The sequence below is a fragment of the Ralstonia sp. AU12-08 genome (assembly GCF_000442475.1).
Lineage (GTDB): Bacteria > Pseudomonadota > Gammaproteobacteria > Burkholderiales > Burkholderiaceae > Ralstonia > Ralstonia insidiosa.
Map to the genome: position 1 here is coordinate 136062 of NZ_ASZV01000024.1, position 15064 is coordinate 151125.

A 15064-nucleotide genomic window follows, 5' to 3' on the forward strand; every position below is an offset into this window, starting at 1 on the left:
ATGGATACCCAAGCCGTCCGCGCCTACCTGCTGGACCTGCAGGACCGCATCACCACCGCTGCCGGCGCACTCGACGGCGGCACCTTCGCCACCGATTCGTGGGAAAAACCGCCCACCGAACGCCTGCGCGGTAGCGGCCGCACCCGCATCCTGGAAGGCGGCTCGCTGCTGGAGCGCGGCGGCGTCGGCTTCTCACACGTGATGGGCGACACCCTGCCCCCGTCGGCCACCGCCAACCGGCCCGAACTGGCCGGACGCGGCTTCGAAGCGATGGGCGTGTCATTGGTCTTCCATCCGCGCAACCCGTACGTACCGACGGTGCACATGAACGTGCGCTGCTTCGTCGCCGTGCGGCCCGATGCCGAACCCGTCTGGTGGTTCGGTGGCGGCATGGACTTGACGCCCTACTACGGCTTCACCGAAGACGCCTCGCACTTCCACCGCACCTGCCAGAGCGCCCTCGCCCCGTACGGCGACGAGCTGTACCCGCGCTTCAAGCAATGGTGCGACGACTATTTCTACTTGAAGCATCGCAAGGAAGCGCGCGGCATCGGCGGCATCTTTTTCGACGACTTTGCCGAACTCGGTTTCGAGCGCAGCTTCGAAATGATGCGCTCGGTGGGCGACGCGTTCTTGCCCGCCTGGCTGCCCATCGCCGAGCAACGCCACGCCACGCCCTACGGTGAACGCGAACGTGCCTTCCAGGCCTATCGCCGTGGACGCTATGTCGAATTCAACCTGGTGTTCGACCGTGGCACGCTGTTCGGCCTGCAAAGTGGCGGGCGCACAGAATCGATCCTGATGTCGATGCCGCCCGTGGCCAACTGGCGCTACGACTGGCAACCCGAAGCGGGCTCGCCAGAAGCCGCGCTCTACACCGATTTCCTGCCGGCGCGCGACTGGGTATGACGCTTCCCACCTTCGTGCGCCCCAATCTCGACCGCCCGTATCGCCTGGGTTTGCTGGGCGGCACATTCGATCCGCCGCACGTCGGCCATATCGCCCTGGCTGAGCTGTGTATCGCCCGGCTCGATCTGGACGAACTGCTGTGGATTCCGACCGGCGTGTCGTGGCAAAAAGCCGCCGACATCACCCCCGCCCCGCTGCGCTTTGCCATGACTGAACTGGCCGCGAAAGCGGTACGCGGTGGCCGCGCCCAGGTTCACGCGAGCAGCATGGAAGTCGACCGCCACGGCCCCAGCTACACCATCGACACCGTGCGCGAATTACGCGGCGTCTACGGGCCGGAAACCTCCATGGCGTGGCTGATGGGCGCCGACCAGCTCGTCGGCCTGGACACCTGGCATGGCTGGCAAGACCTGTTCGAATACGTGCACCTGTGCGTGGCCACGCGCCCCGGTTTCGACCTGCACGCGCTGCACGCGCCGGTGCAACGCGAGCTGGATGTGCGCCGGGGTGACACGGCATTGGTACAATGCGCTCCCGCCGGCCATATGTGGATCGACCAGACGCTATCCGTCGACCTGTCGTCCACCCGCCTGCGCCAGCTGCTCGCCGCCGGCGAACGCTGCGACGCCGACCTGCCCGCCGGCGTGGCCGACCTGATCCAATCGCATTCGCTGTATCGCCGTGCCAATGGCACGGTCAGTGCCTGACCGCGTGATTCACTGTATTTACGCGCTTTTTTGACCTTTTTTCTCGCCCTTTAAACGTTCTTCTCACTCAGTATGGATATTCGCAAACTACAACGCGTGATCGTCGACGCGCTCGAAGACGTCAAGGCGCAAGACATCAAGGTCTTCAATACGACCCACCTGACCGAGCTGTTCGACCGCACGGTCATCGCTAGCGGCACGTCCAATCGTCAGACCAAGGCCCTCGCCGCGTCCGTCCGTGACGCCGTCAAGGAAGCCGGCGGCCACGTCATCGCCGTGGAAGGCGAAGACGTGGGCGAATGGGTGCTGGTTGACTGCGGCGACGCCGTGGTCCACATCTTCCAGCCGCAACTGCGCCAGTACTACAACCTGGAAGAAATCTGGGGCGACAAGCCAGTGCGCGTCGAACTCGGCGGAACCAGCAAGCGCGGCCTGCCCAAGGCCAGCGAAGGCTACGACGACGAGGAAGACGAGGCCGAAGAGGTCACGCCGGCCAAACGTCGTACCACCAAGCCGGCGCTGGCCGGTGAGCGCCCGACCAAGGCTGCAGCACCGGCCAAGAAAGCGCCCGCCAAGACCGCCGCTGCCAAGAAGCCCGCCAGCAAGCGCGCAACCGGCACCGGCACCGGCAAGCCCGCCACGAAGACTGCCGCAAAAACGGCAACCAAGACGGCAGCCAAGCGCGCTCCGGCCAAGAAGCGCGCGGCGTAACGCCACGCAGGCAGCCTCGCCATGCAGTTGCTGATCGTTGCCGTCGGGCACAAGATGCCGTCCTGGATCGAGGACGGCTTCTCTGAATATGCCAAGCGCATGCCGCCCGAACTGCGCATCGAACTGCGCGAGATCAAGCCCGAGCAGCGCTCGGGCAGCCGCACCGCCGCCACCGTCATGCAGCTCGAAGCCGCGCGCATCGAAGCCGCGCTGCCCAAGGGCTGCCGCATGATCGCGCTGGATGAGCGCGGCAAGGACCTGACCACCGTCGCACTCGCCGAATCCCTCACCGGATGGCAACAGGAAGGCGGCGACATCGCGTTTGTGATTGGCGGTGCGGATGGGTTGGACCCGGCGCTGAAGGCCAAGGCCCGCATGCTGATCCGCCTGTCGAGCCTGACCCTGCCGCACGGCATGGTGCGCGTGCTGCTGGCCGAGCAGCTCTATCGCGCGTGGAGCATCACGCAAAACCACCCGTATCACCGGGTATGACGATGGAAGCAACCAGCGCCCCACACTTGTATCTCGCCTCGCAAAGCCCGCGCCGACAGGAGTTGCTGCGCCAGATCGGCGCGCGCTTCGAACTGCTGCTGGCCGATGGCGATGAAGATGCCGAAGCGCTGGAAGCCGTGCTCCCCGGCGAAACGCCCGATGACTACGTCCAACGCGTCTGCGCATTGAAAGCGCAGGCCGCCGTGCGCCGCCGCATCACACGCAACCTCCCCGCCCTGCCGATCCTCACGTCCGACACCACGGTGTGCCTGGGCGGCGAGATCCTCGGCAAGCCGACTGACGCAGCCGATGCCCACCGCATGCTGCGCGGCATGTCCGGCCGCGAACACCGCGTGCTGACCGCCGTCACCGTCGTCAAAGCCGACGGCACGCCGATGCACGCGCTGTCCATTTCCGACGTGCGCTTTGCCGTGCTGACGGACAACGACATCGCCCGCTACATCGCCAGCGGCGAGCCCTTCGGCAAGGCTGGCGCGTACGGCATCCAGGGCCGCGCGGCCGCCTTCGTCGCCCATATTTCGGGAAGCTATTCGGGTATCATGGGCCTACCCTTGTTCGAGACGGCAGCGCTGCTCGCACAGGCGGGCATCACGCTGTAACTCGCCCTCTGACCGGCCGCTGAAGCACGCGCCGAGCAGCGTGCGAGGGCCGGTTTCAAGACACGCTTCGGGCGCACGACAAGCCTGGAGGCGGGTGCTGAAACCCGCTCTCTTGGTATCCCCCATGTCCGAAGACATCCTCGTCAATATCACGCCGCAAGAAACGCGCGTGGCCATCGTCCAGCAAGCCGCCGTTCAAGAGCTCCACATCGAGCGCACACTCACGCGCGGGCTGGTTGGCAACATCTACCTCGGCAAGGTTGTGCGCGTGCTGCCGGGCATGCAATCAGCCTTCATCGATATCGGTCTGGAACGCGCGGCGTTCCTGCACGTGGCCGACATCTGGCACCCGCGCGACGCCAAGGACGCCCCACCCACACCGCAAGTCGCCATCGAGAAAACGCTGTTCGAAGGCCAGGCGCTGATGGTGCAGGTCATCAAGGACCCGATCGGCACCAAGGGCGCACGCCTTTCCACGCAAGTCAGCATTGCTGGCCGCACGCTGGTGTATCTGCCGCAAGACCCACACATCGGTATCTCGCAAAAGATTGGCAACGAGGCCGAGCGCGAAGCGCTGCGCGCCCGCGTGACGGCGATGGTGCCGACCGAGGAGCGCGGCGGTTTCATCGTACGCACGATCGCGGAAGAATCGACCGACGAAGAGCTCGCCAACGATGTCGCCTACCTGCGCAAGATCTGGGCGACCATCCGCCACAACGCCACCACCCTTCCCGCGCCGTCGATCCTGTACCAGGATCTGAACCTCGCCCAGCGCGTGCTGCGCGATTTCGTGACGGACGAAACGCGCAGCATCCAGGTCGATTCGCGCGAGAACCATCAGAAGCTCGTCGAGTTTGCGCAGGAGTACACGCCGGCCGTGGTCGAGCGCCTGACGCATTACACAGGCGAGCGGCCGATCTTCGACCTGTACAACATCGAGGCGGAAGTCGAGCGTGCGCTGTCGCGCCGGGTCGATCTGAAATCGGGCGGTTACCTGATGATCGACCAGACCGAGGCGATGACCACCATCGACGTCAACACCGGCGGTTACGTGGGCGCGCGCAACTTTGACGACACGATCTTCAAGACCAACCTGGAAGCCGCGCACACCATCGCGCGGCAACTGCGGCTGCGCAACCTGGGCGGCATCATCATCATCGACTTCATCGATATGGAGTCGGCGGAACATCGCGATGCGGTACTAGCGGAGCTACGCAAGGCGCTGTCGCGCGACCGCACGCGCATCACGGTCAACAGCTTCTCGCAGTTGGGGCTGGTGGAGATGACGCGCAAACGTACGCGGGAATCGCTCGCGCACGTGCTGTGCGAGCAGTGCCCGGTGTGCCAGGGCAAGGGCCAAGTGAAGACGCCGCGCACGGTGTGCTACGACATCCTGCGCGAAATCATGCGCGAGTCGCGTCAATTCAATCCGCGCGAGTTCCGCATCCTGGCCTCGCAGTCGGTGATCGACTTGTTCCTGGAAGAAGAAAGCCAGCACCTGGCGATGCTGGGCGACTTTATCGGCAAGCCGATTTCGCTGCAGGTGGAATCGTCCGCGGCCAGCCAGGAGCAGTACGACATTATCTTGATGTAACACTGCTCCAAGCGTGCACGGCCGCTACGGTTTGACCGGGCTGCCGTGCGGTACCGGCGCGGCGGCCACCGTCTGAGTGGCGCGTGCGGTCAACCGCGGAATCTGCTCCCGCATCACCAGCAACGCGCCCAGTACCACCAGCATGGCGATCCCCAGCATTGCCAGGTAAGCACTCGAACCACCTGCCGTGATGACCATGGCGCCAGCAAACGCACTCAAGATCGCCCCCAGTCGCCCGAATGCGACGGCTGAGGCGGTGCCCGTGGCGCGCACCGCCGTCGGATAGACAAACGCACACAGCGCGTACATGGTCGACTGCACCGCGTTGACGAACAGCCCATGCAAGCCCAAGCCGACGATCAACAATTGCGTGCTCTGCCGGGCATCCACACCCTGCATAGCGAACGCGCTCAGTGCTGCGCCGATGCAGCACAATGCCATGGGCCAGCGTGAGCCCCAGCGCGCGATCGCCACGGCACACACCAGCGCACCGATCACGCCGCCCAGGTTGTAGGCCGTCAAACCCTGCCCCGCCACGGCCACACTCAACCCCTCCGAGGCCAGCATGGTCGGCAACCAGCTGAATGCTGCGTACACCGCCAGCAGGCACATGAAGAAGGCCGCCCACAACGCCACCGTATCGCGCGCCTGCCCCGGTGCAAAGAGCGAGCGGAACCCAGCGTGCTGGATGACCTTCTGGCCCGCCAGATCAGTGAAGGTGGCATCAGCCGGCGTGGAACGCTCCATGCGCGTCAGCAGCCTGGCCAGTTGTGGCCAATGCGACTGGCGACGCGCCAGGAATCGAGGTGACTCCGGCAGTGCTGCAACCAATACGAACCCAAGCGCCAGCGGCAGCGCGCCACCAATCCAGAACAGCCCGCGCCATCCGTAGATCGGCAGTACGTGGCCGGCGAACATCCCCGCCAGCATCCCTCCCAGCGGCACGCACACGATGGTGGCGGTCACGGCCAGCGTGCGGCGCCGGGCCGGCGTGAACTCGGCCGTCATCGTCGTCGAGCTTGGTAACGCGCCGCCAATGCCCAGGCCCGCGATAAAGCGCAGCGCGGCAATCGTCGCCACATTGGGTGCAAAACCGATCATGCAGGTGGCCGCACCAAACACGAACACGCTGCCGATCAGCGCCCAACGTCGCCCAAAACGATCGGCAAACAAGCCGGCCAGCGCGCTGCCGATGCCCATGCCGATCAACCCTGCCGCCACCGCCGGCGCAAATGCGTTGCGCGTGATGCCCCACTCCTTGATGAGCACGGGGATGGCAAAGCCGATCAACTGGCCATCAAAACCATCCATGACGATGGCGAATGCCGCGAGCAACACGGCGGCCTTTTGGGCAAACGAAAACGGCCCGTCGTCCAGGACACTGCCGATGTCGATGGGGGCGCGATCCTGGCTCATACCGGCCTCCGCTGAGAAGTGGAACGGCCGGATGGCGAACCAGGCGCATACGCCTGTGCAAGCGCGCTAGACGCGCTCGCCAGTCTGAAGCAGCACAGCATGGGTTGTCTCCATTGGACTGGCGTCTACGCGCCATTTATTTAACATGTTAACAATATAGGCGGGCCCGCCTCCTGTTCAACTAGGGTGTTTGCGGATGCGCGGATTGCGCCTGCACCAGTCGCACCAACTGCATGAGCGTCTCGGTATGCGGCACACGCACGCCATGCCGTTGCGCCGCGACGACCACGGCGCCGTTGATCGACTCAATCTCGGTCGGGCGCCCGGCAAGCACGTCCTGCAGCATCGACGGCTTGTGCCCGCGATGCGCGACGATGGCATGGCGCACGTTGTCACTCACCTTGATTGCGTCGACACTGATGCCGCTTGCTCGTGCCACCGCCAGCACTTCTTCGACAATGGTCAGCGCGAGTGCCGGCCCATCTTCCACAGCACCCAGCGCGTCAACGGGACGGTTCAACACGGTACACAGTGGATTGAGGGCGGCATTGAAGGCGACCTTCTCCCACACGGCGCCCCATACGTTGGCATCGGCTTGGCAGCGCAGACCCGCGCCGGACAAGACACTGACGACACGCTCCAGCATCGGCCGGTCAACACCATCGGCCGTCATCATGCGGATCACGCCGGCGCCATGCGAGCGCACGTGGCCGGGCCCCGCCAGATCCGCAGGCCACGTCGTCACACCAACGAGGATGCGTTCCTGCGGCACCGCCGAAGCCAGCGCCTCTACATTGCCCAGACCGTTCTGCAGTGTCAGCACATACGTGGACGGCCCGATCAGCTGACGCACACTCGCCAGCGCGGCACGCGTGTGCATCGACTTCGTGAAGACGATCAGCAGATCCGGCACCTGCGTTATCTGACTTGGGCGCAACGCCTGCAGGTTGCGCACGTGGCGGTCACCGGTATCGGTTTCCAACCGCAGGCCGTGGGCGGTGATTGCACTGAGGTGCGCGTCGTTGATGTCGAGCAACGTGACCTGCTCGCCGGTTTCCGCCAGCAACCCGCCGAACAGCGAGCCCATGGCGCCCGCACCCAGAATGGCGATCTTCATACGCATCTCAGAATGGGTAGTGGCGCGGCGTGGTCTGCACCGTCATCCAGCGCAGCTCGGTAAATTCGGCCACACCCGCGCGGCCGCCAAAGCGCCCGAAGCCGCTCGCCTTGACGCCACCAAACGGCATTTGCGCTTCGTCGTGTACGGTGGGGCCGTTGATGTGGCAGATGCCCGATTCGATGCGATGCGCCACGTTCATGGCACGCGCCACGTCACGGCTGAACACGGCGGACGACAGCCCATATGCGTTGTCATTGGCACACGCGATGGCAGCATCGTCGCCGCGCACACGCACGATGCCCTTGACCGGGCCGAACGACTCTTCCGAGTAGATCAGCATGTCCGTCGTCACGTGATCGAGCAGCGTGGCGGGCATCAACGTGTTGGTCGCCTTGCCACCGCACAACAGCTTCGCACCCTTGGCAAGCGCGTCGTCGATCAAGTGATTGCAACGCTCGACCGTGCTCATGTCGACCACCGAGCCGAGCACCGCCGGCCCCTTGCGCGGATCGCCCAGCGGCAGCGAAGCGGCCTTCGCGGCCAGCTTGGCAACGAACGTATCGGCGATGACCTCATCGACGATGATGCGTTCGGTGGACATGCAGATCTGGCCCGAGTTGGCGAACGCACCAAACGCCGCACCATCCACCGCAGCGTCGATGTCCGCATCAGCCAGCACCAGCAGCGGCGCCTTGCCGCCCAGCTCCAGCACAGCGGGTTTCAGATACGTGGCGCAGGTCTGCGCGATGATGCGCCCCACGCGCGTCGAGCCCGTGAAGTTGACGCGTCGCACGGCGGGGTGCGCAATCATCGCCTCCACGATTGCACCGGCATCGGCTGGCGCGTTCGTCACGAAGTTGACGACGCCCTTGGGCAGCCCCGCTTCCTGCAGCGCTTCGATAATGAGTCCGTGCGTGGCAGGCGAGATCTCCGAGCCCTTGAGCACCACGGTATTGCCGCATGCCAGCGGCAGCGCGATCGCACGCACAGCCAGAATGACCGGCGCATTCCACGGCGCAATGCCAAGCACCACGCCCGCGGGCTGACGCACACCCATCGCCAGGCTGCCAGGTACGTCGGACGGGATAATCTCCCCGGCAATCTGCGTGACCATGGCGGCAGCCTCTTGCAGGCCGCTGGCGGCCAGGTGCACGTTGAAGCCCGCCCACAACGCAGAGGCGCCGGTCTCCGCCGCCATCGCAGCGGCAAAGGCGGTGCCCTTGGCCTCGAGCGCTTGGGCGGCGCGCATCAGCAACGCGCGACGCTCGGTCGGCCCCATGGCAGCCCAGCCGGGGAACGCAGCGGCAGCGGCGTCGACGGCATTGCGTGCATCCTCCACCGTGGCCGCAGGCGCACGCGTCGCCACAGAACCATCCAGCGGGTTGTGCCGCTCGAAGACCGCGCCATTGCAGGCTCGCACGCGCTCGCCGTTGATCAACATCGAGATGGTTTGCGCGCCCTCCAGCGGGGCGACATTCGTGTTCGTCATCAGGCAATCTCCACTTCAATCAGGGTTGGTCCGGTGGATTGCAGCGCGGCGTGCAGTGTGGCCTCCAGCGCGTGCGGGTCCGTCACGCGCTCGCCGGTGCAGCCCATGGCGCGAGCCAGTCCGACGAAGTCGATGCCGTGCAGGTCAGTGCCCTGCACCGGGTCGTTGGGTGCAAAGCCGAACACCGGCGCGAAATCCTGCAGGGCAGCATAGCGGCGGTTGTTCAGGATCACGAACGTCATGGGCAACTTGAGCAGCGATGCACTCCACAGCGCCTGGATGGAATACATGCTCGATCCATCGCCAATCAGGCCGATCACGCGCGTGCCCGGCTTGGCGAGTGCCACGCCCACAGCGGCAGGCATGCCGTAGCCCAATCCCCCGCTATCCATGGTGTAGAACGCCCCCGCGCGACGCATCGGCAGATAGGTCTGCATTACTGAGCGCGCGCTGGGTGCTTCTTCGACGACGATATCTGCGGGGCCGCGCACGGCATCGAGCGTCTGCAAAACGAAGGCCGTCGACATGGGCGATGCCGGCTCGGCTCGCGGCGATTTGACGCGGGCCGCAGGCAGTGGCCGTGTGGGCGGCGCGGGCCTTGCTAACAAGTCCTGCACGCCAAGGCGGATGTTGCCGACGGCCGAGATACCCTCGGGCGTCCAGGATGCGGTAGCCGGATCGTCGATCAGCTGTATGAGCTTGGCCCCCACCGGCACGTGCGGCCCATGACCTTCCACGTGATACGTGAACGCCGGTGCGCCCAGCGCAAACACCACGTCGTGCCCCTGCAGCAGGGCGACGATCTTCTCGCGCATTGCCGGCAGGAAACCGGCGAACAGGCGGTGGTCTTCCGGAAACGCACCTCGTCCGGCCATGGGCGCGGTAAACACACGGGCGTTGTGCGCTTCGGCAAGCTGCACAACGGCATCCCAGGCGCCCGCGCGATCCACTGCCGCACCCACGACAAACGCTGGCCGCTGCGCCGCATCCAGTGCATCGCCAATGCGCGCGAGCGTCACAGGATCGGGCCGCACTTCGTACGCCACTTCATGCACGGCGACAGGCTCGGTCTGCTGATCCCAGTCATCCACGGGGATGGACACCAGCACCGGCCCGCGCGGCTCCTGCATGGCGATGTGATACGCACGGGCGAGTGCCAGCGGCACGTCCTGCGCGCGCGCGGGCTCGATGCTCCATTTGACGTATGGCTTGGGCAGCTCGGTCGCTTGGTTGGAGGCCAGGAACGGATCGAACGGCAGGATGGACCGCGCCTGCTGCCCGGCCGTGATCACCAGCGGCGTGCGGTTCTTGAACGCCGTGAAGATGTTGCCCATCGCATTGCCGACACCAGCTGCCGAGTGCAAATTCACCAGCGCGGCGTTACCAGTCGCCTGCGCATAGCCGTCGGCCATGCCGACCACCACGGCCTCCTGCAGACCGAGGATGTAGCGGAAGTCTTCGGGAAAATCCCGGAACATCGGCAGTTCGGTGGACCCCGGATTGCCGAACACGTGGGTCATGCCGAGCCGGCGAAGCAGCTCGATCGTGGCGTCGCGCACAGTGACAAGCGCGAGCGAAGTGCGGGTCATGCAGCGTCTCCTTGTATTGCTCTTTGCATTGGCCGCCCAGTATGGGAGCCCCCAACCTTGCGCGATATTGAATTTTCAGGCGAAAGTCATTACCTTTTGGCATGCCTTTCGATCTGCGCCAGTTGCGCGCCTTCACCACCATCGTCTCGGCCGGCAGCCTCGGGCGCGCGGCAGAGGTCCTGCATGTCACGCAGCCGGCGCTGAGCCGCATCATCAAGCGTCTGGAAGACGAGGTAGGGGCGCCCCTGTTCGAGCGGCACTCCAAGGGGATGCAACTCACCGTCATTGGACAGGCGCTACTGCCGCACGCCACGCTGCTGCAACACGAGGCCGACTATGCGCGCGAAGAGATCGACGCGATGCGCGGGCTTGCCAAGGGCACCATCCGCGTGGGTGCGGTCGGCAGCATCGCGAGCTACGTCCTGCCACTGGCGGTTGGCACGGTGGTCGCGCGCTGGCCGAACCTGCGTGTGGAAATTCTGGAAGGCGTGTGGGACCGGCTGGCCGAGGGACTCGTCAAACACGAGATCGACCTTGCGCTGTCCATGGCGATGCCGGATACGGACGAGATCATCGCGATTGCCGACTGCCGCTGGGAAGACGCGAGCTTCGTGGTGGCATCGCCGGAACACTCGTTACGCAGGCGCCCTGCCCTGACACTCGCCGACACGATGGCTGCACCGTGGGCCATCCCGCCGCGCGGCACTGGCCCCTACGAGCACATGCGGCAGGTGTTCGAGGCAGCCGGCTTGGGGCTGCCCAACATTGTGGTGGAAACGCGCTCGGTCACGGCACTCAAGAGCCTGGTGGCGCGCTCTGGCTTCCTGAGTTGGATGGCCGAGCCGATGATCGATGCCGAGCGCCGCGCCGGCGTGATCGAACCGCTGCCGATTCCCGGGCTGGTGGCACGCCGCACGCTGACCGCGTTCCGGCGCCGCCACGGCATCCTGACCAGCCCCGCCGTCAAGCTGCTTGAAGCATTGCGTGAACTGACGGCCTAGACCGACCGGCCGCCTACTTCTTCTCGCGCGGCAGGCGGCCCATCAGGAAGAACTCATCGTTCGGCCGCATCGAGATCACGTTCGCCATACGGTTCGACAGGCCGAAGAAGGCCGTGATGCCGGCGATGTCCCAAATGTCCTCGTCGTCGAAACCATGCACGCGCAATGCGTCGTAGTCGGCCTCGTCGACGGTGTGCGAGGCCGTGCAGACCTTCATCGCGAAGTCGAGCATGGCGCGCTGGCGCGGGGTGATGTCAGCCTTGCGATGGTTGACGGCAACCTGATCAGCCACGAGCGGATTCTTCTCGTAGATGCGCAGGATGGCCCCGTGCGCGACCACGCAATATAGGCACTGGTTGGCGCCGGAGGTGGCCACCACGATCATCTCGCGCTCGCCCTTGGTCAGGCTGCTGCCTTCGCGCAGCATCAGCGCGTCGTGGTAGGCGAAGAACGCACGGCACTCATCGGGCCGGTGCGACAGCGCAAGGAAGACGTTCGGCACGAAGCCGGACTTCTCCTGCACTTCGAGGATGCGCGCGCGAATGTCTTCGGGAATGTCAGCCAGTTCAGGAACGGGAAACCGGCTGATGGGCGGCGTGGTGGTCGTCATGATGTCTCCTTTGGTGTGAGCATCACGAGCACGCCGCCCGGAAGTGAACTGCTTACTGAGTGGCGAACTGGATGCGATGCAGCCCAGCATACAACCCATCACGGTCGATGAGTTCGCGGTGCGTGCCGGCTTCGGCAATCTTGCCGTGTTCGAGCACGATGATGCGGTCTGCGTTTTCGATGGTCGATAGGCGGTGCGCGATCACCAGCGTCGTGCGCCCTTCCATCAGGCGCTCAAGCGCAGCCTGCACTTGGCGCTCGGATTCAGAGTCGAGCGCGGAAGTCGCCTCGTCCAGGATCAAAATCGGCGCGTCCTTGTAGATGGCACGGGCAATCGCCAAACGCTGGCGCTGGCCGCCGGAGAGCTTCGAACCGTTGTCGCCGATGTTGGTGTCAACGCCTTCCGGCAGGTTATCCACCATATCCGTCAGGTAAGCAGCTTCCAGTGCACGGCGCACACGCGCCATGTCGATCTCGGAGGCGTCCCGCGCGCCATACGCCACGTTGGCAGCGATGGTGTCGTTGAACAGCACCACGTCCTGGCTCACGAAGGCGATCTGACGGCGCAGGTCCTGCAGCGACAGGTCGGCCAGCGCATCGCCGTCGAGCGAGATCGTGCCCGAGGTCGGATCAAAGAAGCGCGGCATCAGGTTCACCAGCGTGGTCTTGCCGCTGCCCGAAGGCCCGACAAGAGCAACGATCTCACCCGGCTTCACATGCAGGTCGACATTGTCGAGCGCCGCCCGGCCATCCGCGCCGTAGCGGAAGGTCACGCGATCGAAGCGGATATCACCGCGGGCGCGGTCGATGTGCTTGCCGCCTTCCTGCGGTTCGATGGGCGTATCAATCAGGCCGAAGATGAACTCGGCGGCAGTCAGGCCACGCTGCAGGGGCTGGTTCACATCCGTCAGATGCTTGAGCGGCGAGATCAGCAGCAGCATCGCCATCACAAAACCGGTAAAACCGCCGACCGTCGTCTGGTTGGCCTGCGCCTGCATCATGGCAATCGCCAGGATGATGGACAGCGCGAGCGCCGCCAGAAACTGCGTCACCGGTTGATTCAGGCCACCGGCCACGGCCACGCGCATGGCATAGCTGCGCAGGCGGTTGGTCATGGCGTTGAAGCGCAGCGATTCGTAAGCCTCGCCGCCGTGCAGCTTGACGACCTTGTAACCACCAACGGCCTCTTCCACCACGTAGGCGGCCTGGTTGGTCAGGTTCTGGCTCTCGCGGTTGAGCGAGCGCAAGCGGCGGTTGATACGCGACATCAGCAGGCCGATGACGGGCAGGATCACCGCCACCACCAGCGTCAGGCGCCAGTTGGTATAGAAGAGGAAAACCAGCAGCGCCAGCACCGTCATCGAGTCGCGCACCATCGTGATGAACACGCCGGTCAGCACCTGCAGCACCTGGTTGACCTCGAAGATCACCGCGTTGATGATCGATGCCGCTGTGTTCTGCTGGTAATACGATGCAGGCGCCTGCAGCAGCCGCTCGAACATCTTCACGCGCAGGTTCAACAGCACCTTGTTCGACACCAGGCTCAGTAGGTACGTGGACGCAAACTGCGCCACGCCGCGCACCACGGCAATGCCGACCAGCATGGCCGGCACCTGCCACAGCTTGCCGGCGTATTCACCACCAAAGCCCTGGTCCAGCAGGTCTTTCACGACCTTGGGGATGATCCCTTCCGTGGCGGCCACCACGCCCATGGCAACCATGGAGAGAATGAACGCAGTGAGTTCAGGACGCAGGTATGTCCACAAGCGCTTGAGCAACGGCTTGGAGGGATCTTGATGGTCAGACTTTGCTTGTATACTCACGGCGTTTTCAAATAAGGGTGGGCAGATTGCACCGCATTGCGACGGGCATTGCCGACAACATGTGCATGCTGCACCTGCCATCCGACAGACGGGCGACCCGGCATTTTACGGCAATCACCTGTTTCGGCCCATCCTGGTAGCAGAATCCACAGCCAAGACGCATTGCCGCGTCACCTGATCCTTCCGCATGAGTTCGCGCGTTCCCACGTTCTTCATCAACCTCGAGCACGATGTCGAGCGCCGCAAAGCCCTCGAAGATCAGCTTGATGCACTCGGCCTGCCGCACACGCGCTTTCCTGGCGTGTACGGCAAAGCACTTCCCGCTGATGCATTGGCGAGCCACTACGACCACGCCCGTGCCGTTGCCGAAAGCCGCGAACTGACCGTCGGCGAAGTCGGCTGTGCGCTAAGCCATCTGGGCGTCTACCGCGCAATGCTGGAGCAGGATCTGCCCTACGCGCTCATCCTGGAGGATGACGCCAAGCTTGGGGCCGATGTGCCCGCCGTGCTCGATGCGCTGGCGCAGCAAGTCTCACCTGACGAACCCGTGGTGACGCTGCTCACGTATATCAACCGTTACTACAAACGCAGCGCAAAACCGCTCGACGCCAGCCACAACGTGGTGAAGCTGGCGAACTACCAGTGGCTGGCGCACGGCTATTTCGTCACACGCGCGGCGGCCAAACGCATGGTCGAACAGCTCTACCCGGTATGGCTGGCGGCGGACTACTGGCACAAGTTCGAGCGCGAAGGCATCGTACAGATGCGTGCAGTCGTGCCGTACGTGATCAGCGTGCAGAATTTCGACACCGGCTCCAACTTGGAGGCCGATCGCGCCGTCAAGAGCCGCGAAGCCGATGAGGAGCGATGGCTCAGCCACCGCCTGCACCTGATCTTCGTGCACAAGTTTCTCTATCAGATCTTCGTGCGGCCGTTCCGCGGTATCGCCAAGCAGAAAAAGACGTGGTAAGCGCCAAGGCGCCA

At 64.6% G+C, this 15064-nt stretch carries 14 protein-coding genes; 8 read left to right on the plus strand and 6 right to left on the minus strand.

What is annotated here, in order from left to right; genetic code table 11:
* The 6 genes from hemF (at position 1) to rng (ending at position 5033) form a co-directional block, all read left to right on the plus strand.
* On the plus strand, positions 1-909 hold the full coding sequence (gene hemF / locus C404_RS43510) for an oxygen-dependent coproporphyrinogen oxidase (protein WP_021195088.1): 909 nt from the start codon (positions 1-3) through the stop codon (positions 907-909).
* Entirely contained in the window at positions 906-1616 is a 711-nt protein-coding gene (locus tag C404_RS43515; RefSeq protein WP_021195089.1) for a nicotinate-nucleotide adenylyltransferase, read from the plus strand. The genes hemF and C404_RS43515 overlap by 4 nt, the downstream gene beginning before the upstream one ends.
* A gap of 72 nt (positions 1617-1688) precedes the next feature.
* A complete protein-coding gene (gene rsfS, locus C404_RS43520; protein ID WP_031329413.1) occupies positions 1689-2327 on the plus strand; it encodes a ribosome silencing factor in 639 nt (212 codons plus the stop codon).
* 21 nt (positions 2328-2348) lie between these two features.
* The gene (rlmH, locus tag C404_RS43525) at positions 2349-2819 is read left to right on the plus strand and encodes a 23S rRNA (pseudouridine(1915)-N(3))-methyltransferase RlmH (protein WP_021195091.1); all 471 of its coding nucleotides are present in this window, start codon (positions 2349-2351) and stop codon (positions 2817-2819) included.
* Positions 2820-2821: 2 nt separating this feature from the next.
* Complete coding sequence (locus tag C404_RS43530; RefSeq protein WP_031329414.1) at positions 2822-3439, plus strand: Maf family protein; 618 nt, start codon at positions 2822-2824, stop codon at positions 3437-3439.
* A 124-nt stretch (positions 3440-3563) separates the two neighbouring features.
* Entirely contained in the window at positions 3564-5033 is a 1470-nt protein-coding gene (gene rng, locus C404_RS43535; RefSeq protein WP_004631026.1) for a ribonuclease G, read from the plus strand.
* Positions 5034-5057: 24 nt separating this feature from the next.
* Here the strand turns inward: rng and C404_RS43540 are convergent, their stop codons facing one another.
* The 4 genes from C404_RS43540 to mdlC all read right to left on the minus strand — a co-directional run bounded on the left by C404_RS43540 (position 5058) and on the right by mdlC (position 10647).
* Positions 5058-6449, minus strand: coding sequence for an MFS transporter (locus C404_RS43540; RefSeq protein WP_021195093.1), 1392 nt, complete (start codon positions 6447-6449; stop codon positions 5058-5060).
* A gap of 181 nt (positions 6450-6630) precedes the next feature.
* The gene (locus tag C404_RS43545) at positions 6631-7566 is read right to left on the minus strand and encodes a ketopantoate reductase family protein (RefSeq protein ID WP_021195094.1); all 936 of its coding nucleotides are present in this window, start codon (positions 7564-7566) and stop codon (positions 6631-6633) included.
* A gap of 7 nt (positions 7567-7573) precedes the next feature.
* Positions 7574-9058 carry an aldehyde dehydrogenase gene (locus C404_RS43550; RefSeq protein WP_021195095.1) on the minus strand — a complete coding sequence of 495 codons (1485 nt, stop codon included), beginning with the start codon at positions 9056-9058 and terminating at the stop codon, positions 7574-7576.
* Complete coding sequence (gene mdlC, locus C404_RS43555) at positions 9058-10647, minus strand: benzoylformate decarboxylase (protein WP_021195096.1); 1590 nt, start codon at positions 10645-10647, stop codon at positions 9058-9060. The genes C404_RS43550 and mdlC overlap by 1 nt, the downstream gene beginning before the upstream one ends.
* Positions 10648-10748: 101 nt before the next feature.
* Between mdlC and C404_RS43560 the strand changes: the two genes are divergently transcribed.
* Positions 10749-11648, plus strand: a complete 900-nt coding sequence (locus C404_RS43560; RefSeq protein ID WP_021195097.1) for a LysR substrate-binding domain-containing protein — start codon at positions 10749-10751, stop codon at positions 11646-11648.
* A 13-nt stretch (positions 11649-11661) separates the two neighbouring features.
* Here the strand turns inward: C404_RS43560 and C404_RS43565 are convergent, their stop codons facing one another.
* Both C404_RS43565 and msbA read right to left on the minus strand, forming a co-directional pair.
* Positions 11662-12258 (minus strand): peroxidase-related enzyme, encoded by a 597-nt coding sequence (locus tag C404_RS43565; protein WP_021195098.1) that lies wholly within the window; start codon positions 12256-12258, stop codon positions 11662-11664.
* Between the two features lie 52 nt (positions 12259-12310).
* Positions 12311-13978, minus strand: a complete 1668-nt coding sequence (gene msbA / locus C404_RS43570; RefSeq protein WP_261312787.1) for a lipid A export permease/ATP-binding protein MsbA — start codon at positions 13976-13978, stop codon at positions 12311-12313.
* Between the two features lie 289 nt (positions 13979-14267).
* Here msbA and C404_RS43575 point away from each other — a divergent pair, with 289 nt between their 5' ends.
* On the plus strand, positions 14268-15050 hold the full coding sequence (locus C404_RS43575) for a glycosyltransferase family 25 protein (protein WP_021195100.1): 783 nt from the start codon (positions 14268-14270) through the stop codon (positions 15048-15050).
* Positions 15051-15064 lie beyond the last annotated feature (14 nt).